Here is a 26,603-nt window from a genome sequence, read left to right on the forward strand (position 1 = left end):
ACGATTATGCTCAATGTAAATATTTACATTTTATTTTGTAAAATGAAAGAGCCCAAATCCTATATTTTGAACTAAAATAAAACACCTGTGTAAGATACAGGTGTCCTATTTTTATTGATTCCAGCGGACAAATTCATCATCTGTCGCTAACACTGAATGAGTTGGAGTTAATTGAAACAATTTGCCTTTTGTGTAATCAACTCCCTCTTTTTCTTTATCATAGACCAAGGCTACACGTTTTTTCTCAACCATTGGGTTTGGATGTGGAATAGCTGACAATAACGATTTTGTATACGGGTGGATTGGATTGTGAAATATCTCGTCGGTTGTCCCTGTTTCCACGATATGGCCAAGATGCATAACTCCAATACGGTCACTTATATATTTGACCATGGATAAATCATGGGCTATGAATAAATAAGTAGTTCCTAATTCATCTTGTAAATCTTTCATCAAGTTAACAACTTGAGCCTGAATCGAAACATCTAATGCAGAAATCGCTTCATCTGCAATAACTAGCTTCGGATTCATAATTAATGCACGAGCAATTCCTATACGTTGACGTTGTCCTCCTGAAAATTGATGTGGAAAACGAGTCGCATGTTCTCGTGATAATCCAACACGTTCTAGAATACGATTTACTTTATCATCTAAATCTGCTTGATCTTTATATAAATGATGAATTTCTAAACCTTGCGCAATAATTTCTTTTACCTTTTTTCTAGGATTTAGACATGCCATAGGATCTTGAAATATCATTTGCATATTTGTACGCAAATATTTTTCATCATCTTTCGATAATTTGCCACTGATTTTTCTACCATCAAAAGTAACTTCACCATCTGTTGGATCATATAAACGAATAATTGATCGACCCGTAGTCGATTTGCCACTTCCTGATTCCCCTACTAAACCATAAGTTTCACCAGGGTATATGCAGAAGTTAATTCCATCAACAGCTTTTGTTGTATATTTTCTACTTATCTTAAAATATTGTTTTAAATTTTTTACTTCAAGTAAAGGAGTACGGTTATCCATTAGCTGAATCCTCCTTCTTCATTTTTTCTATTCTTATTCTTAATTGTTCAGGCATTTCTACCTTTGGCGCACGTGGGTCACATAACCAACTACATACTCGATGTTGTCCTCCAACATCAAAGATTGGTGGTTCCTCTTCGAAATCAATTTTTAATGCGAATGGATTTCGAGGTGCAAATGCATCTCCTTGAATCTTCTCAAGTAAGTTTGGTGGAGATCCTGGAATCGCAAAGAGTCTGTGACTATCCGTATCTACATCCGGCATACTGCTTAATAAACCCCATGTATATGGGTGACGAGGATTATAGAAAACTTCATTGATGTTTCCTTTTTCTACGATCTTGCCTGCATACATTACAGCTACATAATCCGCAACTTTCGCAACTACCCCTAAATCATGTGTAATATAAATAACAGAGATTCCTTTTTCAGCTTGTACTGCTTTAATTAATTCAAGAATTTTCGCTTGAATTGTTACATCCAATGCGGTTGTAGGTTCATCACAAATCAAGATATCTGGGTTACATGATAAAGCAATCGCAATAACAACACGTTGTCTCATACCACCTGATAATTGATGAGGATATTGATTGATTCTTTTTTCTGGTGAATCAATCCCTACATAATTTAGTAAGTTAAGAGCTCTTTCTCTTGCTTCTTGTTTTGATATGTTTTCATGTTCTAACATACCTTCCATAATTTGTTTACCTATAGGCATTGTAGGATCAAGAGATGTCATTGGATCTTGAAATACCATGGCAATTTTCTTACCACAAATTTGATAACGAATTTGTTTAGGACTCATTTGTACCAAATCAACAGATTTTTCTTCTCCTTGTTTATCTTTATAGTTAAAGATAATTGATCCTTCATCTATTTTTCCGTTACTACTTAATATACCCATAATTGCCTTAACAGTTACAGATTTACCAGAACCTGATTCACCAACAATCGCAATCGTTTCACCTTTAAATAAATCAAGACGAACACCACGAATAGCATTAACAACGCCAGATCCTGTTTCAAATGAAATGCTTAAATCACGAATCGATAAAACTCGATCTTTTTTATTTTTCTTTTCAGTCATCATCGATTCCCCCTTACATTTGTTTCATCTTAGGGTCAAATGCATCACGTAATCCATCAGCGAATAAATTGAGACTCAACATCAATAATGCAAGTACAACAATTGCACTCATCATCATATGTGGATAAATCGTCATTGATTTATATCCTTCAGAAATTAGTGATCCCAAAGATGCCATTGGAGCCGGTACCCCAAGTCCAACGAAAGACAAGAATGCTTCCGTAAATATTGCATTTGGAATAGAGAACATACTCATGATAATAATTTGTCCAAATATATTTGGAAGTATATCTTTGAAAATAATCGCAAAGTTTTTAGCACCCAAAGTCTTAGAAGCTAAAATAAATTCTTGTTCCTTGAGTTTTAATACTTGGGCACGAGCAATACGACTCATCCCTATCCAACCCGTTATCATCAATGCGAAGATAATTGACGCAATACCACGTGGTAAGACAAGTCCTAATAATGTTACGATAACCAGTGTTGGAATACCATTTAGAATTTCTGCAATACGTTGCATAACCATGTCAATTTTACCGCCGAAATAACCCGATACCAATCCATAAATCATACCTATGAAGATATCAATACATACCGCAGTTAATGCAATCATCAATGAAATACGTGTACCTTCCCAAACACGAGTGAAGATATCTCTTCCTTGTGTATCAGCTCCAAACCAATAATAAATATCTTGGAATCCTTTTTCAATATACATATTCTTACCGTGGAATGTTCCATCAAATAAACCAAAGTTTTCTAAGAAAGGAATTCTTGGTGTTAATGATGCATGTTCTATGATAATTGATTTGTAAGTATGCCCTGTTAAATGAGGACCAATGATTGCCATGATAACAATCAAAATAATAATCATTGCACCAATTACAGCACCTTTATTTTTTATGAAATGTGACCAAACATCTTTAGCATATGAAGATGTATTATAAGTCTTATCAATAATCTTTTCTCCACTCTCATGAGCAAAGGTAAAATCATCATCTTTATATTCAATATCTTTAATTTGTGTCATCTTATGCCCCTCCTTTCGCAACTCTAATACGAGGGTCAATTACACCATATAAAATGTCTACGATTAACATAGTGAAGATATATAACGCTGAATAAATAAATGCACACGCAATAACAACATTATAGTCATTATTTTGAATTGCCAATACCATGAGTGATCCTAGTCCTGGTATCCCAAATATTTTTTCAACAACCATTGATCCTGTGAGTAATCCTACAAGCAATGGTCCCATTACTGTAACAATTGGAATCAATGTATTTCTTAATGCATGTTTAATAATTAATTTCCATTCTTTAATTCCTTTTGATTGCGCAAGTTGTACATAATCAGAACCCAATACATCAATCATTTCAGAACGTGTAAATCGCGCAACATTGGCGATTGTAAAGAGTGACAATGCAATTGTTGGAAGTACCGATGAAGCTTCTGCCATCGATGGGTTATATAGAATTGGGAATAATCCCATTTTAAATCCTACATAGTATGCAAGTGCCAAGGCAAATACGTACGAAGGTACGCTGACACCAATAATTGATATAACAGAACATAACGTATCAATCCATGTGTTATGTTTTATTGCAGCAATAATTCCTAGAACCAATCCAACAACACTTCCAAGAATCATGGCTTGTAACCCAATACGAATTGTAACAAAGAAACGATCTACAACCATTGAAGTTACAGCGAAGTTTTTATTTATAACATATGAAACTCCAAAATCTCCTTTTAACATATTTCCTGCGTAATTAAAGAAGCGCACGAAGAAAGGTTGATCCAAACCATATTTTGCATTCAACAAAATTCGTTGTGCTTCAGTCAATTTTTCATCATTAAAAGGTGATCCAGGCATGAATTCTAACATTAAGAATAAAACGAAGAGTATTACAAACAGTGTTGCTAAACTGATGAGAACTCTTTTCAATATATATTTACTCATATTCCCCTATCCCTTTCTTTTAAAGAAGAGAGCGAGAGAATTTCTCTCGCCCTTAAACTACTTTTATTTTCTAATCATATGACGGTAGCTATCTACACCAGCACTATGGAATTCAATTCCACTAACTGTTGGAGTAATCATCATTGCACCACCATTTTGGTAAACCGGAATAACTCCAGCTTCATCACCTACTAATACTTTTTCTGCTTGTACTAATAAGTCCCAACGAGCTTGAGAATCTTTTGCAGATTCACCTTGAGTAGCTTCAATAACTAAATCTTGATATGCTTGACTTTCATATTTACCATAATTGTTTGAAGCTCCAATTAAGAATAAATCCAAATATGTTTGTGGGTCAGCATAGTCAGGTCCCCAACGATGTAATGCTACTTGGTATTCACCATTTTGCATCATTTGTAGACGTGTTTTCTTAGGTTTACTGTTTAGTGTTACAGTCATACCTGGGCAATTTGTTTCTAAATTGTTTTGAATATATTCTGCAACTGATTTACCAGCTTCAGTATCTTCAAATAATAAGTCGATTGTTACATCTTTACCTAATTCAGCTTTTGCTTTTTCATAGAATTCTTTTGCTTTTGCTGCATCGTATTCTGTAATCTTACCCGCTGTATCACGATATTCTTTACCATCAGGTCCAGTTGCTAATTCAATTGGAATAATTCCATCAGCTGCTACTGATCCATCTTTTAATACGTTGTTTGCAATTGTCTCACGATCGATTGCATACATCATCGCTTTACGTAAGTTTTGATTTTGAAGTTCAGGAATATTGAAATTCAATGATAAGTACCATAAATATCCTTGTAAACGATTCGTGAATCCATCTTGATCTTTATAAGCATCAACCATTTCACCACTTAACTTAACAACATCTAAGTTACCACTTTGATATTCAAGCATTGCTGATTGAGTATCTTGAATAAATTTGAAATCAATGTCAGTTACATCAATTGTATCTGCTTTGAAATAATCATTATTCTTAGTAAATGAATAACTATTTCCTGGAGTCCAAGCTGTCATAACATAGGGTCCATTGTAAATCATGTTTTGTGGAGTCTTAGCATATTGATCACCTTGTGATTCATAATATGCTTGATTCAATGGGAAGAAACTTGGGAATGCAAGCAATCCTAATAAGAAATCACAAGGTGCATCCAATGTTACTTCTAAAGTCTTGTCATCAAGTGCTTTAACACCTAATTCTTCAAGAGGTAATTCACCAGCTGCAACTGCATCAGCATTCTTCAAAGTAATTGTTGAAAGAATGAAAGCATATTCACTCGCTGTTTCTTGATTAATCAAACGTTGCCATCCATAAACGAAATCATTCGCTGTAACTGGAGTTCCATCTGACCATTTTGCATCTGCTAAATGGAAAGTATAAACTGTACCATCTTCACTGATATCCCATTTCTCTGCCATTTCAGCAATAGGCATGTTGTTTTCATCTAATTCAGTTAAACCAGAGAATACTAAAGTCTCTGCAATAAAGGAAGTTCCATCTGTTGCTATATGGTGATCCATTGTGGACAAATCTGTGTCCGTAGCAACGACAACTTTAGTATTTCCTCCAGTTGCAGCGTCTCCACCTTCAGTACCACCATTTCCTGCAGATTTAGACGAACATCCAGCAGCAAGAGCAAATACCAGGGCAGAAACAATTAATAATTTGAGTTTCTTCATTTTTAAATCCCCCTCTCAAAATATGTTACAAGTATAGTCACATCAGTTTTGAGTGTCAATACAAAATGAAAATATTTTCATCTAAAATGATAATTTTTACATATTTTTACATGAAAATTGTTACATTTACCTTTAAAATAAAAAAATCTCACCTTTTTTTGAAGTGAGATTTCTCTATTACATATTTTTTAACATGGAAGATAATTTAGGCATCAGTTGTTGTTTTCTAGAAATGATATCATGATCATATCCAGAATAATCATCAAATTGAGTTTCAATAACGTTACTCATTATATAGGACAGTGGTCCGCTGTAGACGAACATCGTGCCCTCTGCCATTACATGGGTAAACATCATAACGAGTAAGTCTAATTTCTTTTCTTGAACTTCAGCTTCTAAGTTTTTCCTAAATTCTGGAAGAATCTTTTGAAGGTCTTCTATATTATGGTAATTAGTTTGCCCAATTCCCAAATGATATTTTCCAATATCATAGCTCTTTAAATCTCGATTTAAGATTTGAGTTGGTGTTGCATCTTTTAATGCTACTGATGCACTTAACATTTCAATCGCATACTTTTCAATATCAATATGAGCTATTTGCGCTAACCATTGAGCCGTCTTTTTATCTAATTCAGTTGTTGTAGCTGATTTAAAATGTAATGTATCTGAAATAATAGCACTTAACAATATTCCTGCCATTTGTTCAGTTGGTGTAACATGATTCTCTTGATATAGTTGCGAAACAATCGTTGCAGTACATCCACATCTTTGATTTCTATAATAAATAGGATGGTCTGTTTCAATATTACCAATATGATGATGATCAATGATTTCTTGAATATCAGCTTCTTCTATATTATTAATTGCTTGATTACGTGCACTATGATCTACTAATATGAATTTTTTACGACGATAGTTTTGAAGATGGTAACGTGATACTGCACCTACAATATTACCTTCATCATTTAGTACAGGATAGCTTCTAAAACGCGTATTCATCATTTTCTTAGCTACATCATCTACATATTCATTTTCATTAAATGTCATTGCATGAGGAGTCATAATACAACGAATTGGAAATGCTTCATTAATAACTTTCGCTACATTCATTGTATCCCAATCAGATTGAATAATAGCACAATCCTTTGCCTTAGCAAGTCTTAATACACTTTCATCCACATCTTGACCACAAGTAATGATTAAGCACTTTGCACCACCCTCAATCAATTGTCTTTGTTTTAAGATACCATCTGACATGATGCAAATACTACGATTTAGATCATTATCAAAGTTATCCATATTAATAAGGGTAATAATAAATACTTTACCACTCAATTGAAAATCATTAGCTTGAAGTACAACTTTACCATTAACAGTCTTCGCAACTGATTCCAAGTTGGTTGATCGCATTAAATATTCAATTTCATCTGGTAACATCAATCGTGTCATCGCAAGATTTGAAGTCGATACAATTCCCACTAACTTCTCATCATCATTCACTACAACCAAACTACGATTACTTGCTCCGAGCATTTCGCTCCAAGCCTCTTTCATTGTATTGTATTCATTGATACAGTTTGCATTATCCTTTTCAATGTCCATTAATTGACTTCTTGCATCTTTTAATAATAATGGGTTTTCTAAATTAAATCTTTTTAATATAAACTTAGTCTCGTCATTTAAAGGTCCTAATCTACACGCGATTGCATCTTCCCCTAACTCACGCTTTAGGTTTGCGTAAGCTAATGCAGAACAAATCGAGTCAGAGTCTGGATTTTTATGACCGACTACATATACTTTATCGTCCATCTCTATCACCTTTTCTCTAGTACACTTATTTTACTTGATAATAGACGCAATTTCAAATAAAGTGACAAATTCACTTGAAGTTTAATTTTTCACGAGTTACACTAAATCAAGGTGATATGAATGGAACGATTTAAAAAAGGATTAAAGGATGGATTACCTATAGGTTTAGGCTATCTTTCCGTATCATTTACATTTGGAATGATCGCAACAGCCCAAGGTTTATCTACCCTTCAAGCAACATTACTTTCACTTGCTAATTTAACTTCTGCAGGACAATTTGCAGCCATTCAATTAATGGCCGTGCAAGCTCCTGTATTTGAAGTTTTTCTTACTACAATAATCATCAATTTTCGTTATGTGTTGATGTCTATATCTTTATCACAAAAATTAGATCCTCATATGAAATTAAGAGAAAAATGCATTGTTGCGTTTGGTAATACCGATGAAATTTATGCAGTTGCTCAATCACAACCAGAGCCCAATAAATTTCAATATATGCTTGGACTAATGACAACTCCGATTATCGGATGGACTTTAGGTACTTTTCTCGGTGGAACATTTAATTCTTTACTACCTCCATCACTCCAGTCGGCATTTTCAATTGCCTTGTATGGTATGTTTATCGCTATTATTTTACCTGTCGCAAAGAAAGTTAAAACTGTTGCCTTTACCATTTGTATATCAATTGTATTGAGTTCACTCTTTGCATGGGTTCCATTCTTGAATTTTATCTCTGATGGATTTTCAATTATCTTGTGTACTTTGATAGCTTCCGCTATCAGTGCTACCTTATTCCCAGTGGAGGTTAATGAATATGAGTAATTACTTCCTATATTTATTAGTAACCGCTGGTACTACCTATTTATTAAGAGTTATCCCTTTAGTTTTTATTCGAGGTAAGATTAAGAATAAGTGGTTATCTAGCTTCTTATTTTATATGCCCTATGCTGTATTAAGCGCCATGACATTCCCAGCTATTTTATCGTGTACATCATCTCCAATTTCCGCTATTGCAGGATTAGTTACCGCTTTAGCTCTTGCATACAATGAAAAAGGACTACTGACTGTAGCCCTTAGTGCTTGTGTTGTTGTATTTATTGTAGAGCGTTTTATCTAATAACCGAAAATACATTTTGCTTTCTAGATTTAGGTTCACTAAGAGGACCTTTTGGATAGCCTATCGCTAATGAACCAATGCATGTGTAACCTTCAGGTACACCACATGCATTTTTTAATGCTGCATACTTTGGATTATTGAATACATCTTTAGTTGCATGAATCCAGCATGTACCTAAATCATTAAGAACTGCTGCATACATCATATTCGACATCGCCAAGACACAATCTTCAACTGGTGCAATTGCATCATCTTTTGCAAACGCCACAACCAATGTTGGCGCATTATAAAATGGTGCTTCTTCAATTCCTGTCGCAAGCACCGCAATTTCTTGCAGAACTTCTTCTTTTTGAATAATCACAAAAAACCATGCTTGCTCATTCATTGCGCTTGCTGCTAGTTGTGCAGCTGTACAAATATCATGCAAATCTGTACTTGAGATTTGACGTGATTCAAAACTTCTTACACTTCTTCGATTTTCAAATAATGCTTTTCTTAAATCATCCATCGTTTTTCTCCTAATATGTTAAAATTTCATTTCCTGTTTCAGTAATTAAAATCATATGTTCAACTTGTGCCGAAGGTTTTCCATCTGCTGTGTAAATTGTCCATCCATTATATCGGTCGATAACAACATTTGCACCACCTTCATTAATCATTGGTTCAATTGTAAATATCATTCCAGGCACAAGTAACATCCCCGTTCCTTTTTTACCAACATGAGAGATAAATGGATCTTCATGGAATTCGATACCTACCCCATGTCCACCTAATTCACGTACTACTGAATATCCATGCTGGTGGGCATATTTACTAATTGCTTCACCAATATCCCCTACAAATCCCCAAGGTTTTGCAGCTTCAATTCCAATTCTTAGACATTCTTTTGTCGCATCTACAAGTCTTTGTTTTTCAGGACTCACTTGACCAATACAAAACATACGTGATGCATCACTATAGTAACCATCTAAGATTGTGGATACATCCACATTTACGATATCTCCTTGTTGCAATTTCTTTCTACGGTTAGGAATTCCATGACATACTTCTTCATTAATTGAAGTACATACACTTTTTGGATACCCTTGGTATTGATAAGGAGCACAAATTGCACCTTTACTCTTTGTAAATTCAGATACTAATACATCAATTTCTTCTGTTGTCATACCTTCATGTATATGTTCTGCTACATAATCTAAAACAGCAGTATTGATTTTAGCGCTCTCTTTAATCTTTTCAATTTGTGCTGGTGTTTTAATCAAACTGCGAGGAGGTACTGTACAACCTTTTCGCTCATATTCTTTTATCTTTGCATCAATTGATTGATGACACTCATCATAGGGTAATCCACTACCACACCAACAATTTTCTTTATTTTCCATTTGCACTACCTCTCCACTCTGTATTGATAACTTGCATCACTTACGATATGAGCATTAAAGAATTTTTCTAATGCATAAATCATCATATCAGTGTCCAATACACCGGCAGTTTCTAATGCTGAATGCATAGCAAGTTGAGCACATCCAATATCTACTGATAAGATACTTACATGTGATGTACTAATTGCACCTAATGTTCCTCCGCCTCTTTCATCAGAGCGGTTGGTAAATGATTGAAACTTTATCTTCTCGTCTTGGCATATCTCTTTAAATAACGCAGCTGATAAACCATCCGTACTATAATGTTGATTTGCATTGTATTTTAAGACAATACCTTCATTAATTGATACAACATTGGTTGGATCTGATTTCTCTGGATGATTGGGATGAATTGAATGAGCATTATCAGCGGATACAATCATACTCGATGCTAAAGCTTTTTGAAGCATTTCAAAATCATATCCTAAACCAGAGTTGATTCTTTGGATGGTATCCATCAAGAATGTCGAATCAGCTCCTTGTTTTGTTCCACTGCCTACTTCTTCATTATCGAAACAACAATATACCGAAACAGTATCTCGATTACTTCCTTTGATAAATCCTTGTAATGTTGTATAGGCACATTGTAAGTCATCTAAATGATACATGGATACAAATTCATTTTGATCTCCCCAAACATAACCATTATCAATTGGATATAAGAATAAATCTGTATCTAATATTTGTTCTTTATCGATATTTACTTTTTTCGCAATTACATCCATCAAGTCATACTCTTTATTCTTAGATATCATCGGTAACATATCAATTTGAGGATTTAATTTAACACCTTCATTTACACTACGATTCATATGTATCGCAAGATTTGGAATTAAACACAAAGGCTCTTTCATATGAACTGGAAGAATTCGTATCGTATCATTTTCTTTTACAAGTACTCTTCCCGCAACACTTAATAAACGATCCATCCATGTATTATAGATTGGACCTCCATAAACCTCTGTATTCATTACTTCATAACCACTATTTGTTTTTTTATGCTTTGGTTTTAATTTAAATGAAGGTGCATCACTATGTGAGGCAACAACATGATAACTCATTTGATTCAAGCGTTCTCCAATTTTAAACGCAATAATACTTGAGTAATTACGAATAACAAAATACTTCTTTCCTTTTTCAAGGTGATAAGTATCGCTTTCTTTTATTTCTTGAAATCCTTCTTTTACAAGTTCACCTTTGATTGTATCAACTGCTTGATAACATGTTGGTGAAGATTGAATAAAGGACATCATTTTCTTTGTATTTTCCATATATTTCACTTATAGCCGTAGCTATACTCCCTCCTACTATTCTTCTATTTTACACAAATCCTGAACCGAATGGTATGGCAATACCTTATTTATTTGTACTTCCAAATCCACCATTACGAATTTCAGTTGCATCATCATCTTCAGTAATTCCAAATGGTAAGAAAATACCTTGTGCAAATGCGCTTCCTTTTTCAAGATGCAATCCTTTATTTTCTTCATTATCGCAAATCAGTGAGACCATCATATGACCTTCATTATCAGAGTGATAATAGTCTGCATCAATGACCCCTACTGTGTTACTTAAACGCAATCCATATTTAAATCCCAATGAACTTCTTGGAACGATTTGTAATACCCATCCCTCTTCAATACACACACGTATACCTGTCGGTATTTTATGTTTTTGTTTGGGATTAAAATTATAATCTATTGGTGAATAGAAATCATATCCTGCAGATCCTTTTGTTGCACGCTTGGGTAATTGTATACCTTCATAGATTTCTTTTATTGTATCTTCCCCATCATCAAACTGATTCAACCAGTCTTTCTTAAACTGTTCAAAACTTACCTTTTCAAATTTTGCCACGATCATGTTATTTCTTCCCATTTCAACTCTATTCCTTTACTAGTGATAATCCACAATGCCATTGCGGTTTCAAAACCAAATACATTCAAAACTAAACGCAATGGTATTCTACTTTTCTCCCGATATAGAATGCTATGAATTAGTTTTGTGACAATTTCTTTCTTTGTCATATTTTCTAATGTCTTAACTACTTCTTTAACGTTTAACTCCGGTAATATTTCATAATTATCCAGAAATGCAACTTCAAATTCTTGGTGAATCTTTTCTATTACATCATCTAATCTATATAATTCATACGGATTCATTTGTAAAGTAACCATAATCGAATCCATCATCGCAAAATTCATTTCTCTTATGGATAAGAATGCTCTTTGATTATCTCGACATAATCTTGTTGATACTGCATTTTCATCTGACACTAATTTTGATTGAGTTAATTTGTGATCAAAAACTAATAATTGACGATAAAATTTATTAAACATTTCTGGTACTTCATGAATTGGATAAAATGTATAACGGACCCCATCTAACTTCTTATAAATTTTCATCGTATCAAAATAGCCCAATAGAATATTTTGAGTTATGTGTTTTGCATCAAAGTCCAAGAATGATCCTAGAGAAAAACTAGGACGTATATATGTAATGCTCGGTTTATTCACAAATTGACGATGTATTGGTTTATCATCTAAATCAACCGCAATAACTTCATCTGCTCCAAGACGAAGCGCTAATTCAATGGGTAAATTATCGTAATATCCACCATCTACAAATTCAAAACCATCAAACGAACAACGTGGAAATGCTGGGAAACAAGACGCACTAGCAAGTAGGTATTTCTCACCTTTACCCTCTTTCATATCTTCTTTTGTGATATATCGTGATTTTAGTGTTGGAAACTCTACTGTTACTAGACCATATTCTATTTTCGAATTCATAAATTTATCTTCATTGTAATATTCATGAATCATTTCTCTAAAGGGGGTAATATCTGCACCTTGCTCTTTTACGTATTTTTTAAAGAAGGACGTCACCCGATTTGATTCCTTAAGAAATTCATCGACATTCAATTTCATTGGTATTTCTTGAGCTAATACACGCTTCATTTCCATATGTTCCCACAAATCAATCAATCGATCTTCATCGTGTTGTACAAGTAATGCACCATTTAGTGAACCAATTGAAGTACCTGTTACGATATCATATTCTATACCTAATTCTTGAATCGCTTTTACAAAGCCCGCTTGATAAGCACCCTTTGTGCCACCACCCGCTAAAGCTATTGCTCTTTTCATAACATCACCTCTACCTTAACTATTATACAATAGATTGTTCATAATTTTCAGAAAATACAAATCACCAATAACCGATTGACATTTGTAGACTCAAGTAATAAACTATTATTGACAAACGTAGAGAAAGGAGAATTTTATGAAGAAAATTCTTATTATGTCATTGTTATTACTTATCGTTACGGGGTGTAGCTCTAAACCTAAAGAAACTCCACTCGAACAAACACCCACAGATACAACGGGTAGCGAACAAAACAAAAATGCAACCGAGGAACAAGTCTATCTTTATGCTAACGAAAACAAACCTGCAAGTGAATCTCACACATCCGAAATTGAGCTCTATGTAATTTCAGACAATGTCATTGGTTACCGTGTTATTCAAAACTCATCTGATGGTAGTTTATTATCTAGTCAATCATCTAAGAATACTGATGGTACAAAAATCAATCCAGATGATGCAAATATTCTCCCTCAATATGGTAGTGATGATAACTTAGGGTTCATTACTCGTGAGGCAATAGAACAAAACCAATTAAAAGATACCGATTATGTTTATTATAAAATAAGTGCTGTATTGGAAAATGGAGACGAAGTTGAATGTGTAAATGAATTAATTGTAGAAAATCGTTTAGGTTATCTTTATGGTCCTGTTTATATGATTGAAGAAAACGGAAATTTTGTACTTCGCTTGGAAAAATAAAACAGTTAAATCCTTATCTTTCGATTCTTATCTTTTATTATTCAAAACTGTTCTTCAAATTATATGATTAAGACAATAAATCAATTCTTCCATAATTCAATATAATAAAAAGGTGCAATGCACCTTTTTATCTTGCTTTACTATAACGAACTCCATTCTCCATGGTAATTCCCTTTGCTGCCATCATTTCACTCACTGTAACAAGTTGATATCCCTTATCTATTAACATAGGAATAACTTGTATTGCAGCATCCTTAGATTCCAAATGAATATCATGCATTAATATGATATCTCCATCTTTTACATCATTCAAAATCGTATCAACTGTTGTTTGTACATCTCTTGTTTTCCAATCCAACGTATCCATACTCCACATTATAAACGGATATGGCGATTGTTCAGATACGCGCTTATTTATAGCTCCATAAGGAGGTCTAAATAATTTGATTTGATAACACCATTGACTTACATCCTCATATACTTTGTTGGATGTACCGTAGAATTGCAAGTCCAAATCTTTGTCCTTTGTTTTAACAAGATAAGGATGACTCCAAGAGTGACTTCCAACCTCACTTCCAGACTCAATAGTATCTAGTACTGTATATCGTGAATTATTACCGATTCGATTACCCAAAATAAAGAAAGTCGCTGCACTATCATATTCCCTTAGTGTACTTAAGATTTCACTCGTATATTGAACATGAGGTCCATCATCAAACGTTAACGCTACCATGGGACGATTTGGATCTACATATCGCATTGGTATATAAACAACTGGATCCTCAATTGTTTGTGTAATTCCTAAATCCAACGCAATGTGATTCGCTATCTCTTCTCCATTTTGTCTAAACTCAATTACTTGATTTTCGAACAAATCAATTTTAAATACTAATTCAGTGCCTTCAACATAGAAGTTTGAAAATACTTCCTTGTTATTTGCGGTTACTTCTAAAAATTCACGTGAGAACGCTAACTCCTTTAAGTTTTCATCAGCTTTCGCCATATTCCTTAAGTTCTGCCTCAACAAACGTAATGCAACATCATCAAATACCGCTGTTGTATCTACAGTACTCCCTGTATTTTTATCAAGCATTATCGATTTTACATATTGAGAGTCAGTATCTTCATTTAATACTTGGATATTATATTTAATTTGAGCAAGCGATGTGGATATGTCATCATATTGATAATCCACAAGAACCATTGTCGATTTATTGTCCTTGATGAAATCATCTTTTTGTTCAATAATCTCGTTAAATACTTCGTTTGCCTCATTGTATACAATATCATTCAAGTTATTATCTAAAGTTGGATAGTAAACCACAACGGAAAACTTTTTTCCTATTTTTTTAATATACTTTACTTTCTCTGTATGTTCACTAACTTGCTTTAAAGGTTCCGGAATATAGTCATTTATCAACATTATGCTTAAGCTAATTCCACAAATTAAAGCGATAAAGACAAATACAATCGCAATTTTTTTATTTCTTATTGTAGAATTTGAAATCATGATATTACCTCCCAAAACCTAATCCTATTTTATCATAGAAATGACACTTAATTTTACCTTAACAAAATTTTTTAGAATATCTTAAGAACTTTTATTTATAGAAAATAAAATGATTGGTGGAAACCAATCATTTTGGAAATATTGTAAGTAGAATACGTTCGAAATGCTTGAAATCACTTTCATTCGGATGCAAAAGAGTTTCATCGAAACCTTTGAGAAACAAATCAATATCAAACTTCGCAGTCTTACGATCCATCTTCTCGCATTTATTCTTAATCAATAAAGGCATTTTACCTTGACACATAAAATCACCAATTACTTTATTTCCTGGGTAAACACTCGATCTAACAATCTTAATTATTCGATCATAATATGTTTGAGTCTTTTGAAACCCAGCAGTTCCGAATAAGAATACTTTTTTATCCCTCATGTTTTTAAGAAATTCAAGGACTGAAGGATAGAAGTTTCCCTTGTCGACACCCGATCCGACAAAGATAAGTTCTGGTAAATTATCTGACTTTGTAACATCCCCTTCATAAACACACTCACCGGGCACACACTTTTTAATGACATCCACTAGCATCTTTGTGTTCCCAGTTTTTGAAACATACACAATTGCGTACTCCATTTTCTACCTCCATATTCTATGATTACTATATCGTTTCTATAATTTCTAGTCAACGAACACATATCATTCCAGCAATTTTAATTTTAATTCTTCTATTATTCGTAAGAAAACCCTACCTAATTTACAACATCAAGGTAGGGTTCTAATTATAGTGCAATATCCTTTCCTTTAGATATCTTCATAAAGATGAGTAATGATATAACGGTTGCGATTGTAAGTATCGTACTTAATGCCGCCGCTATTCCATAGTTACCACGAAGTACCTCGGTATATATCGCTATCGTTAGTGTTTTAGTCTTTGTTGTATAAAGAATAATTGCGGTTGATAACTCACTAATTAGAGTTACCCAACTTAGAATAGCTCCCGATATAATACCTGATGCCATCATTGGCATCGTAATCTTAAAGAATGTTTTTAACTTACTTGCCCCAAGAGAAATACTAGCCTCTTCAATTGACATTGGAATTTGTTGAAGAATCGCAACACTGGAACGTATCGTATATGGAAGTCGACGAATCACAAGCGCTATAACCATTAACGCTAATCCTCCAATAGAGAAGAACTTATTTCTAAATGTTATCCCAAATGCAATACCAACTACTGATCCCGGAATGATATATGGAATCATACTCATAACATCAACAGTATTTGTAACTTTATTTCTTCGTCTTACAACAAGGTAAGCAATGAGTACCGCTAAGAAAACAATGATGACTAATGCGATACCAGGAATCTTAAAGGTATTAATAATCGTATTTCCCATTCTATCAAACGCAGACTTATAACTCATTAAAGAATGTCCTTCGGTGAACAATAACCCTTTTGTATTTTTAAAGGATGTATAAATAACATAACACTGTGGTAATATCGCAACACCAATAACTAAGTATGTATATAGATGAACTAGGAAATTTTTCATTCCAGTTAGTGGTTTTTCTTCAATTGTATGCATCGCATTCATAGTAAATGAGAAATGATTACTTGCATACTTTTGCACCAAGAAAATAATAGCAGTTACGATAATTGATACAATTGCAATGGCAGAAGCGAATCCATCATCACCACTTACTTCACTCATAAATTCATTGAATATGAGCACTGGGAAGGTTCTAAATCCCTCTCCTATTAACATCGGTGTACCAAAGTCTGAGAGGGCTCTCATAAAGACTAATAATCCACCCGCAAGCATGGTAGGCATAACTAATGGAATTATGACTCTAAAGAATAATTTAATTCCACCACACCCCATATTTTGACTTGCTTCAATTAATGAATTATCTATATTTTTCAAAGCTCCTTGAATATACAAGAAGATTAATGGGAATAATTGACAAACTAATACGAGTAGAATACCTACAAATCCATAAATATTGGGAATCGCAATTCCAATACCTTTGAAGAAATTAGTAATAACTCCGTTTCTTCCTAAAAGTAAAATCCATGAATATGCCCCAATAAATGGTGCTGACATACTCGCAAGGATAATTAAAATTTGTAAAAATTTCTTACCTTTAATCTTAAACATTGTAAAGAAGTAGGCAAGAGGTGTACCAATTCCTACAGCTAAAAGTGTTGTCCAAAAACTAACATTAAAACTATTAATTAATGTATCTGAATAATACTTTTTACCAAAGAATTTTGCAAAATAATCAAGTGTTACTGCACCTGTTTCTTTATTAATTACGGCTTGATATAAAACTGTCCCTAGTGGCAAGACCAAAAATAAGATATATAAACCAAGTATAGTAAGAGTGATTATTCCCCAAATATCTAACTTGAATTTATTATTATTTTTCATCGTTAACACCTACCATTAAGTTATACGAACCATCTTCACTAAAGATATTTATTTTTTCACGTTTAACTGTTAACTTAATTTTTGTTTTAGGTGCAATGATACTGTCAATTGATGATTCTTGTATAATTTCAACTTTGTCACCAGTTTCTTCAAGATGTACAAAATAATGTGTATTTAGTCCTAAAAATACACTGGAATCTACAATCGCATCCATTCCTTCATGTTCATGATTGATAATAAATTCTTCAGGTCGAATTGAAATCTGTACATTTTGATCCTTTTGATATTCTTCACGCACTGTATCAAGTGTTATTGCATAATTTGGAGTAATATTTAACTTTACTACACCATTATCCATCGTCACATTACCCTTCATAATATTTGTACGTCCAATAAATGTTGATACAAATAAATTACTTGGTCTTTGATACAAATCTTTTGGCGTCCCAATGTGTTGGATAACTCCATCTTTCATAACTGCAATCCGATCTGAAATAGCCATCGCTTCTTCTTGATCATGAGTTACATATACCGTAGTAATACCAACTTCATTTTGAATATCTTTAATAACAGTACGCATTTCAACTCTTAGTTTCGCATCCAGATTACTCAATGGTTCATCCATCAAAAGTACATCTGGCTTAATAACTAACGCACGTGCTAATGCAACACGTTGTTGTTGACCTCCCGATAATCGCTCAGGCATACGATCCTTGTATGAATCAATTTGTACTATCTTTAAGAATTTTTCAGTATCTTGTTCTATTTGTTCCTTTGGTACTTTTCTATTTTTCAAACCAAAGGCAACATTTTCCTTAACACTTAAATGTGGAAAAATTGCATAGTTTTGGAAAACCATCCCTATATTACGTTTTCCTGGATCCATATCATTTATCCTAGTATCGCCGAAATAAAAATCCCCACCTTCAATACTATTGAATCCTGCAATCATACGTAAAAGTGTTGTTTTCCCGCAACCAGATGGACCAAGAAGGGTGAATAACTCACCCTTTTTAATGTCCACAGAAAGGTTCGAGATGACCGTATTTTGACCGTATTTTTTAACTGCATCTTTGATTTTAATGTTTACGCTCATCTTTCTATCTCCTTTATTTAATTATTTTTGTAATGAAGCAAATAAATCAGTGTATTTAGTTGCTAATTCATCTTTATGACTGTTTACCCATTCGCGATCTTCATCAATTGTAGTAATGTCAACGATTGGAGTCATATAGTCTGCAGTTTTAGCTTCAGCTAAAGCTGGACGATTAGTTAATGTTGTACCGAAAATATCTTGTACTTCAGGTGTTAATATGAAGTCAATAAATTTCTTAGCATTATCCATATTTTTTGCACCTTTGATGATACCTGATGTTGCTGGTAAGTATACTGATCCTTCAGTTGGATATACTAATGCAACATTAGCACCGTCACGTACTAATTGAGCACATGGATCTTCATAAGATAAACCAACAATCATTTCACCATCTGCTACTGATTTATAAACAGCACTTGATCCTGATGCAACTTTTCCATCGAGTTGTTCAATTAATTTTCCAACATATGCCCAAGCTTCTTCAGATTCATATCCACCCATAGCAAGTAGAATATTGGTTAATTGTGCAAATGCACTCGAAGATGTTGCAGGATCTCCCATTGCGATTTTACCCTTTAATTCAGGATTTAATAAATCTTCATAACTTTCAATTTTGATGTCACCAATAAGATCTTTATTTACGATTAATACGCTACCATCAAGAACATAACTTGTAGTAAATCCAGATTGATTTTGATATGCTTCTGGCAATGTAGCATCCGCTGGTGAAACGTAGTTTTCCCATAAATCAGGATTTGAAATGTATTGTGAGTGAGCTCCACCAAACATGATATCTGCATATGGATCATCTTTCTCAGATTGAATACGTTTAATTAATTCACCTGTTCCTGCTTGAATAACTTCAACTTCTACGCCATAAGTTTCTTCGAATAAAGGAATTACGGAATTCATTAACCCTTCACTATTTGGAGAATAGACAACTAATTTACCCGTTGTTTCAGCTGTTGATTCTCCTTCTGGTTTTTCTTCTTTTGGAGCTGGTGTTGAGCATCCTGTTACCGATAGTAACAAAGCACCCATTAAAACTAATGATAGAAACTTTTTCATTTTCAGATTTCCCTCCTGTTTCTTAACTTAATTATAAAAACTGTGGTAACGCTTTCATATGGCATTATCCTACAAATTTGGCTAATTTATAAAACCAAATGAAAAGCTACTAATACGTAGCCTTTTCAAAATCTTTTGGTGAACACCCTATATACTTGTTAAATACGATGTTAAAGTACTTATAATTTTTAAATCCTGTCATTTCAGCAATCCTATAAATTGGATATTGTTTATCCTTAATCATTTCCACTGCAATCAAAATACGATATCGATTTAGGTAATCATTGAAGGTTGTCCCTGTTTCAGTTTTAAACTTATTGTTTAGAAGTGTTGCACTACATTGTAACTTCTCAACTAAATCGTACATTACAATCTTTTTTTGATAATTTTCTTGAATGTATTGAATCATTTGTGCAACAGTTACCGATTTATCAGTAAGTAAGAGTAACTTCTCGTTTAATACATTGTTTTCAGTGATTTCTTCTTTTTTGGAAATTTGAAACAAATAGCTTTTTCTCATTTCAATTTGTTCAATTGCTCTTCTTAAGGCATTCCGTAATTCCTCATGGTCAACCGGTTTTAAAAGATATTCACTGACACCAAAACGAATTGCTTGTTTAGCATAATCGAATTCATTATATCCCGAAACAATGATAGCACTATAATTGAATTCTTCTGTTGTTTCCTTAATCATTTCAAATCCATTCATAATTGGCATATTAATATCTACTAAAACAATATCTGGATGATGTTCTTTGATTTTTTGAACACCTTCTGATCCATTATTTGCTTCCGCTACTACATTACAATCAAAATCTGCCCAATTAATCGAATAGATAAGCCCCTTGCGAATTAGTGCTTCATCTTCAACTACTAATACTTTATACATACTCATCCTCCAACTTAATCATAATTGCAATTTTGGTACCTATACCTTCTCTAGATGATATTGTTAAACTTGAAGAATTACTATACTGTAGATGCAAGCGTTTTGCTACATTCGCAAGTCCTATGTGATTTGTATGGTTCATATCTTTGGAGTTAATCATTTCGTTGATTGTAGCTAATTCTTCTCGACTCATTCCTTCCCCATTATCTTCAACCTCTATAATTAGGTAATGATCAATAATATCTGCAGTTATCCAAATTGATAATGCATTTTTCTTTTTAAAGTTATGTTTTATACTGTTTTCAATTAAGGGCTGAATAATTAATTTCGGTATCACGCAGGGATAACATTTCTCATCTATTTTTATGGTATATTCAAATCTTTCTTGAAAACGCACCTTATTGATATCTAGAAAACTTTGTATATATTCCATATCTTCTTGTATGGATACTTTATCTTCACCATTGGAAATACTATATCTCAGTATTTTCGTTAACTTGAAGATTAAATCACTCGCCACATTTTGATCCATAATCATCGTATAGCGAATAGTTTCCAGTGTATTGTATAAGAAATGCGGATTAAATTGGGCTTGAAGTTGTTTAATTTCCATCATTCTTCTTAAATCTAATAATTGCTCATTACGTTGCGCTAATTGATTAATTTCACGAATCATATCATTTGTTTCTTTTGCGATTACTTCAAACTCATCATCCGTATGAATATCAATTTGTTTTATTTCACCTTTTTTCACTTTATCCATTTCACTCAACAAAACCGATAAAGACTCTGTTGTATTTTTTGAAATACGTTTTGAATAATAATCCAATAAAAAAGCAATACCACCAATTGAGAGGAGAATTAAGATAAATAACGTATTTCGATCAATGATTTCTTCTTGGTACAATAGACTAATGAATTTGTATCCATTTTGTGTTTTAACTTTTGTAGTGTAATTCAAATTGTTTATTTTAACACTATGATTCTCTATATCAAATGCAAGTTTCCTCATTTGTCTCACAAGCTGTGTTTCAGATGATGCTACAACTTGATTCTTTGAATCTAAAATAATGTAATGATCTGCAGGTTTGCGCTCAATATAATTTATTAAGTTAGAGTCCTTAATATAATATAGTGCAAGTACATCATGTGAAAGTAATCCTGCAACTACAGTAAATTCATGATAGTTACCATTAATTTTTCCATAGTAATTGAGTGATACATTTTCATTTTCGTCTTTGATATCTCTCAAAATCAATTTTTGATAACTCTTGTTTACAGCATCAAACTCTTCGTTTTGAAAACTTGTGAATAAGATATCCATATTGGAATCAAGTAATACTAAATCAAAACTGAAATCTCGAATGTTGTTGATGCTATACAATTCTTGATAAATAATTGAATCAACTTGTGGATGAGTAATGAAATACTCTATCTCAGGATTGTTCTTCATTGCATCTATACTCAAACTACAATCTTCTAAAAGTAACATAAATTGATTCTTAATACGATCATTACTTAATGTTAATTTACGTTCCTTATTATAATTATCATAATAATTCGCAAGTATAGTTAAAAGAACAATAGCGACAACTACAATCACTAAAGTAATTTTTAATATTTGTTTCCTCAATTTTTTCTGAAAGCGATTTTCCGTATTCATAATTTCCCCTAATGATTACTTTCAATCATTGTATAATTTTTATCTACTCCACGCAAACAAAGAAAAAAAGTTCCAAAGAACTTTCATTTTAAAATCATTGGTAAATAGGCAAGTGTACCAATAACACCTGTACCAAATATAATTGTAATTGCATTCATCTTATATTTTCTTAATAAGAAGAAAGCACCAATGAAAAGAACAAACTCAACAACTCTAAAGTTACCCATTACAATTGACTTTAAGTCCGTATTGAATAACCCTAGCATCAGAATCGATAAACCTGCAGATGCAATCATCGCAACTACTGCTGGTCTTAATGCCGCTAACACAGTTTGTACACCACTAAAATTACGATACTTATAATAGAAATGCGCCAGAAGTAAGCAAATTATGAATGATGGTAATATACATCCTATTGTACAGATTATCGCACCAAATGGTCCTGCAAGCCGTGTTCCTACAAATGTTGCAGAATTAATTGAAATTGGCCCGGGTGTCATTTCCGCTATCGTAATTAAATCTGTAAATTCTGCCATTGTCATTAGTTGATGAACATTCACTATTTGATTTTGAATCAACGGAATTGCAGCATAACCTCCACCAACGGAGAATAATCCAACTTGAATGAAACTTAAAAACAATTTAAATAGTATTTCCATTATTCAACAACCCCCAATTTCCCTTTATTCAGAAATAGATTTACACCTAAATCAATTAATCCAATCGCAAGACATACCAAAATAATAATCATTGCACTGATATCTAACACAACTGCACAATAGAATGCGAGTATCATCGAACCAATATACAATATGCGACGCGTTGCACAAACATTCTTCGCAAGATTTAATACAACATCAAAGATTACTGCTGCAACACCAGCTCTCATAACTTGTAAAGCTGTTGCAATATAAACGTTAGCCCTAAATTGTTCATAGAAAACTGCGATTATAGAAATAATAAACATCGGAGGTAAAATCGTTCCTAGTACTGCAACAAACGATCCTAAGATACCTCCCATACGATACCCCAATATTACAGAAGCATTAACTGGAATGGGTCCTGGTGATGATTGTGCAATTGCAGTAACATCCAGCATTTCATCTTCCTCTAACCAACCTAGTTTTTCTACAAATTCTTTCTTCATTAATGAAACAATGACAAATCCGCCACCAAATGTACATGCACTCAACATAAATGTTGAACAAAACAATTGCCAAAGCATTTTCTTACCTATATTCTTCTTCATTTTATCTCCCTAAATAACTTAACGGGTTAAATATATCATGGGTATATTATAATTTCCAATTATGATATATTATATTATATAAATATTCGTTATATGTGGAGGAATTATGTTAGATACGAAAATTGATACATTCTTAGCTGTTGCGAAATATGAGAATTATACGAATGCAGCACAATCATTAAATATGACACAACCTGCAGTAACACAACACATTCATAAACTTGAAGACTATTATGGTTGTCAATTGGTTGATAGTTCTAAACGATCAATACGACTCACTGAAGCTGGTTTATTGCTTTATGAATACCTAAGTCTTCAACAAGCAAATGAACAACAATTTCGAAACTTATTAAGTAAAACAATTCAACCACTACGCATGGGCGCATCGTTGTCTATTGCCGATTATTATCTTTCCAAAATCATCAACAACAATATTTTCCAAGAAAATGAACGTCTCCGTATTTCTGTAGAAAACACCAAAAATCTTCTTCAAAAACTACACACAAATGAACTTGATTGCGCTTGCATTGAAGGCCTATTCAATCATGAAATGTTTGAAGCATACCCATTAATTGAAGTTCCATTTATTCCTGTAGTCGCATCAAATCATCCCTATGCAAACAAATCAATTACTCTTAAGCAATTGCATGAGTTTCCACTTGTACTTAGGGAACCTGAGTCAGGAACAAGAGAGATACTTGAAAATTGGTTGGAGTTTAAAAATGCTCGTTGCCAATCTTTTAAAGAAATTATTGAACTTGGAAGCTTTACTCTTATTAAAGCAATCGTCGCAAACTCAACAGCTGTTACCTTTCTATATGAAGGTGTAGTTAAAAATGAAATCGCAAATGGCCAACTAAAAAAACTCCCATTAAAAGAGTTTAATTTACAACATCCATTTTATTTTGTTTTTAGAAAAGGTGATCCGAAAACGAAACACCTTTTAGCGTTCTATTCACAACTAAACGATAACTTCAAATCTTTAGATTCTTTATAATAGTTTTTCTAATCTCGTTATGAACTCTGTATATTCTTTATCAAAATCCTGAATCAGAAAATCTACACCTTCTAGATTATTTTCTTTAAGGTCAACTATGATGAGAGAAATCTTCTCATAATAGGGTATAATACCCAAATTCGCAAGTACTCCTTTTAATGTGTGTGCTTTGTTGAATGATTCAGTTAAATCATATTTTCCAAATACCTCTATTAACTCTTTTAGGTTCGTATCTTTTATTAAGTGTCGAAGAAGTGTTCTATAAAAATCTGCATTCCCGTTCAATCGTTTTAGTGCTCCCTCAACATCGCAACCTGTTTCTTTCAAGTAATCCAAATAAGTCATTTTAATCACTCTCCAATTCAATTATTGTTTGTATCTTGGCACAATTAGATTCACCCCAATGAATCTTTGATGCCATCAAAATAAACTTTCTCTTCCCAATTCGATAATCTTTATTCAATTCTTTTTCATTTTGTATTCGTTTATTGATTTCTTGAATCGCACTGGATAATCCAAAATGATGGGCTATTTCTTTTTCATCTATATCATTTTCATCCTTTATAACACTTGCGATTCTCTTATTTGTATAATATACAAAGCCTGTTTCCATATCTGAGATATAAATATAAGCGTTCAATGCATCCAATAACCATTCTTTTTCTACAGTAGATCCATAACGTGCAAATACATGTTGTCCTTCACTATAGAAACAACTTTTAGATTTACCTAAACGTTTCGCATTATACAGTGCTTCATCTGCATGAAGGTAAAGTTCACTACGAGATGTCCCATCTTCAGGATAATAAGATATCCCAATTGAACATGATGGTAGTTCTCCTTCATATTGTGACATTGATTTACTAAATGTATAAATGATACTATCCGCAATTTTCTTTGCTTGTTCCTTACTTTTCATATCTTTTAGAAGGACAATAAACTCATCTCCCCCTAATCTTCCTAATGCATGTTCACCATAACAACAATCAATCATGATATTCGTAAATTCAACTAATACCTTATCACCAAAGAAATGACCATATACATCATTAACACGCTTAAAATTATCAATATCAATAATCATTAAAGCTGCTGGTTTTTTAATATCAATCAAGTATGTTTCAATTTCATGACGAAAAGCTGCGCGGTTAAGTAATCCAGTAAGTCCATCAGTTCTACCTGCACGAATAGCGCGTGTTAATTCCAATGTATTTTTAATTCTTTTTCTTATTATTGTTGAATTGTAAGGTTTCTCTAGAAAATCGATAGCTCCCGCTTCAATAATTCTTTCCTCAACATCCTTCGACTCAATACCCGTCATCGCAATGACTGGTATTTCTTGATATTCCTTAATTTTCTTAAAACTATCAAGGAATTCATAACCATCCATTACTGGCATAACAATATCAAGTAGAATTGCTTTTATATCATTATAGTTTTCTTCAAGGATAGTAAGCGCTTCTTGCCCATTACTGGCTTGAAGATAATTATACTCATCTGTTAGGCATTCGATTAGGATTTTACGGTTAATTTCGACATCTTCAATGATTAAGATTATATCTTTCATAGAGTTCTCCCAAGTAAATCTCATTAACTTCATTATATACCAAGGTGAGACAAATTAAAATAGGCACGTTAGGTGTGCCTATTCATGTGGTTCAATTGTAGGAAAATGACTTGCATCATCAACAGAATTCAATGATTTTTCATAATAA

26 protein-coding genes are annotated in these 26,603 nt (G+C 33.0%); 4 read left to right on the forward strand and 22 right to left on the reverse strand.

Translation table 11 applies throughout. The annotated features are described in order from the left end of the window. Positions 1 to 111 precede the first annotated feature (111 nt). From RR643_RS04345 to RR643_RS04370, 6 genes are all read right to left on the reverse strand, one after another. On the reverse strand, positions 112 to 1,038 hold the full coding sequence (locus RR643_RS04345) for an ABC transporter ATP-binding protein (protein ID WP_332482420.1): 927 nt from the start codon (positions 1,036 to 1,038) through the stop codon (positions 112 to 114). Continuing rightward, complete coding sequence (locus RR643_RS04350) at positions 1,031 to 2,125, reverse strand: ABC transporter ATP-binding protein (RefSeq protein WP_332468983.1); 1,095 nt, start codon at positions 2,123 to 2,125, stop codon at positions 1,031 to 1,033. Before RR643_RS04350 ends, RR643_RS04345 begins: the two co-directional genes overlap by 8 nt. Positions 2,126 to 2,138: 13 nt before the next feature. Beyond that, entirely contained in the window at positions 2,139 to 3,155 is a 1,017-nt protein-coding gene (locus RR643_RS04355) for an ABC transporter permease (RefSeq protein WP_332468982.1), read from the reverse strand. 1 nt (position 3,156) lies between these two features. After that, a complete protein-coding gene (locus RR643_RS04360; protein ID WP_332468981.1) occupies positions 3,157 to 4,092 on the reverse strand; it encodes an ABC transporter permease in 936 nt (311 codons plus the stop codon). A 63-nt stretch (positions 4,093 to 4,155) separates the two neighbouring features. Next, entirely contained in the window at positions 4,156 to 5,796 is a 1,641-nt protein-coding gene (locus RR643_RS04365; protein ID WP_332482421.1) for a peptide ABC transporter substrate-binding protein, read from the reverse strand. A 177-nt stretch (positions 5,797 to 5,973) separates the two neighbouring features. Further along, positions 5,974 to 7,605: a putative manganese-dependent inorganic diphosphatase gene (locus RR643_RS04370; protein WP_332468979.1), complete on the reverse strand. Its 1,632-nt coding sequence runs from the start codon at positions 7,603 to 7,605 to the stop codon at positions 5,974 to 5,976. A gap of 120 nt (positions 7,606 to 7,725) precedes the next feature. Here RR643_RS04370 and RR643_RS04375 point away from each other — a divergent pair, with 120 nt between their 5' ends. Then, positions 7,726 to 8,427, forward strand: a complete 702-nt coding sequence (locus RR643_RS04375) for an AzlC family ABC transporter permease (protein ID WP_332482422.1) — start codon at positions 7,726 to 7,728, stop codon at positions 8,425 to 8,427. Then, positions 8,420 to 8,722, forward strand: a complete 303-nt coding sequence (locus RR643_RS04380; RefSeq protein WP_332468977.1) for an AzlD domain-containing protein — start codon at positions 8,420 to 8,422, stop codon at positions 8,720 to 8,722. The genes RR643_RS04375 and RR643_RS04380 overlap by 8 nt, the downstream gene beginning before the upstream one ends. On the opposite strand, the gene RR643_RS04385 is transcribed toward RR643_RS04380, so the two are convergent. The 5 genes from RR643_RS04385 to RR643_RS04405 all read right to left on the reverse strand — a co-directional run bounded on the left by RR643_RS04385 (position 8,715) and on the right by RR643_RS04405 (position 13,292). Further along, positions 8,715 to 9,230: a nitroreductase family protein gene (locus tag RR643_RS04385; RefSeq protein WP_332482423.1), complete on the reverse strand. Its 516-nt coding sequence runs from the start codon at positions 9,228 to 9,230 to the stop codon at positions 8,715 to 8,717. The genes RR643_RS04380 and RR643_RS04385 overlap by 8 nt on opposite strands. A gap of 10 nt (positions 9,231 to 9,240) precedes the next feature. Further along, positions 9,241 to 10,110, reverse strand: coding sequence for a methionyl aminopeptidase (locus RR643_RS04390; protein WP_442878011.1), 870 nt, complete (start codon positions 10,108 to 10,110; stop codon positions 9,241 to 9,243). Beyond that, positions 10,110 to 11,414, reverse strand: a complete 1,305-nt coding sequence (locus RR643_RS04395; RefSeq protein ID WP_332482424.1) for a M18 family aminopeptidase — start codon at positions 11,412 to 11,414, stop codon at positions 10,110 to 10,112. The genes RR643_RS04390 and RR643_RS04395 overlap by 1 nt, the downstream gene beginning before the upstream one ends. Before the next feature lie 85 nt (positions 11,415 to 11,499). After that, positions 11,500 to 12,006, reverse strand: a complete 507-nt coding sequence (locus tag RR643_RS04400; protein ID WP_332482425.1) for a dUTP diphosphatase — start codon at positions 12,004 to 12,006, stop codon at positions 11,500 to 11,502. Continuing rightward, positions 12,003 to 13,292 (reverse strand): patatin-like phospholipase family protein, encoded by a 1,290-nt coding sequence (locus RR643_RS04405; protein ID WP_332472374.1) that lies wholly within the window; start codon positions 13,290 to 13,292, stop codon positions 12,003 to 12,005. The genes RR643_RS04400 and RR643_RS04405 overlap by 4 nt, the downstream gene beginning before the upstream one ends. A gap of 136 nt (positions 13,293 to 13,428) precedes the next feature. Here RR643_RS04405 and RR643_RS04410 point away from each other — a divergent pair, with 136 nt between their 5' ends. Beyond that, the gene (locus tag RR643_RS04410; protein WP_332482426.1) at positions 13,429 to 13,989 is read left to right on the forward strand and encodes a hypothetical protein; all 561 of its coding nucleotides are present in this window, start codon (positions 13,429 to 13,431) and stop codon (positions 13,987 to 13,989) included. A 127-nt stretch (positions 13,990 to 14,116) separates the two neighbouring features. On the opposite strand, the gene RR643_RS04415 is transcribed toward RR643_RS04410, so the two are convergent. The 9 genes from RR643_RS04415 to RR643_RS04455 form a co-directional block, all read right to left on the reverse strand. Further along, entirely contained in the window at positions 14,117 to 15,499 is a 1,383-nt protein-coding gene (locus tag RR643_RS04415; protein ID WP_332482427.1) for a polysaccharide deacetylase family protein, read from the reverse strand. A gap of 127 nt (positions 15,500 to 15,626) precedes the next feature. After that, the gene (locus RR643_RS04420; RefSeq protein WP_332468969.1) at positions 15,627 to 16,127 is read right to left on the reverse strand and encodes a flavodoxin family protein; all 501 of its coding nucleotides are present in this window, start codon (positions 16,125 to 16,127) and stop codon (positions 15,627 to 15,629) included. 146 nt (positions 16,128 to 16,273) lie between these two features. Next, on the reverse strand, positions 16,274 to 17,926 hold the full coding sequence (locus RR643_RS04425) for an ABC transporter permease (protein ID WP_332468968.1): 1,653 nt from the start codon (positions 17,924 to 17,926) through the stop codon (positions 16,274 to 16,276). Continuing rightward, positions 17,916 to 19,022 carry an ABC transporter ATP-binding protein gene (locus tag RR643_RS04430; RefSeq protein ID WP_332468967.1) on the reverse strand — a complete coding sequence of 369 codons (1,107 nt, stop codon included), beginning with the start codon at positions 19,020 to 19,022 and terminating at the stop codon, positions 17,916 to 17,918. The genes RR643_RS04425 and RR643_RS04430 overlap by 11 nt, the downstream gene beginning before the upstream one ends. A gap of 21 nt (positions 19,023 to 19,043) precedes the next feature. After that, a complete protein-coding gene (locus RR643_RS04435; protein ID WP_332482428.1) occupies positions 19,044 to 20,090 on the reverse strand; it encodes an ABC transporter substrate-binding protein in 1,047 nt (348 codons plus the stop codon). Positions 20,091 to 20,199: 109 nt separating this feature from the next. Beyond that, the gene (locus RR643_RS04440; RefSeq protein ID WP_332482429.1) at positions 20,200 to 20,979 is read right to left on the reverse strand and encodes a response regulator transcription factor; all 780 of its coding nucleotides are present in this window, start codon (positions 20,977 to 20,979) and stop codon (positions 20,200 to 20,202) included. After that, positions 20,972 to 22,642, reverse strand: coding sequence for a sensor histidine kinase (locus RR643_RS04445; RefSeq protein ID WP_332468964.1), 1,671 nt, complete (start codon positions 22,640 to 22,642; stop codon positions 20,972 to 20,974). The genes RR643_RS04440 and RR643_RS04445 overlap by 8 nt, the downstream gene beginning before the upstream one ends. Positions 22,643 to 22,725: 83 nt before the next feature. Continuing rightward, positions 22,726 to 23,301: a chromate transporter gene (locus RR643_RS04450; RefSeq protein WP_332468963.1), complete on the reverse strand. Its 576-nt coding sequence runs from the start codon at positions 23,299 to 23,301 to the stop codon at positions 22,726 to 22,728. Next, entirely contained in the window at positions 23,301 to 23,891 is a 591-nt protein-coding gene (locus RR643_RS04455; protein WP_332468962.1) for a chromate transporter, read from the reverse strand. The genes RR643_RS04450 and RR643_RS04455 overlap by 1 nt, the downstream gene beginning before the upstream one ends. 106 nt (positions 23,892 to 23,997) lie before the next feature. Between RR643_RS04455 and RR643_RS04460 the strand changes: the two genes are divergently transcribed. Next, complete coding sequence (locus tag RR643_RS04460; RefSeq protein ID WP_332482430.1) at positions 23,998 to 24,888, forward strand: LysR family transcriptional regulator; 891 nt, start codon at positions 23,998 to 24,000, stop codon at positions 24,886 to 24,888. Here RR643_RS04460 and RR643_RS04465 read toward each other — a convergent pair. Both RR643_RS04465 and RR643_RS04470 read right to left on the reverse strand, forming a co-directional pair. Further along, a complete protein-coding gene (locus RR643_RS04465; RefSeq protein ID WP_332482431.1) occupies positions 24,883 to 25,233 on the reverse strand; it encodes an Hpt domain-containing protein in 351 nt (116 codons plus the stop codon). The two genes, RR643_RS04460 and RR643_RS04465, sit on opposite strands and share 6 nt — an antisense overlap. 1 nt (position 25,234) lies before the next feature. Further along, the gene (locus RR643_RS04470) at positions 25,235 to 26,455 is read right to left on the reverse strand and encodes a GGDEF domain-containing response regulator (protein WP_332482432.1); all 1,221 of its coding nucleotides are present in this window, start codon (positions 26,453 to 26,455) and stop codon (positions 25,235 to 25,237) included. Positions 26,456 to 26,603: the final 148 nt, after the last annotated feature.

Source organism: Anaerorhabdus sp. (assembly GCF_036637135.1).
In the GTDB taxonomy this organism is placed as follows: domain Bacteria; phylum Bacillota_I; class Bacilli_A; order Erysipelotrichales; family Erysipelotrichaceae; genus Anaerorhabdus.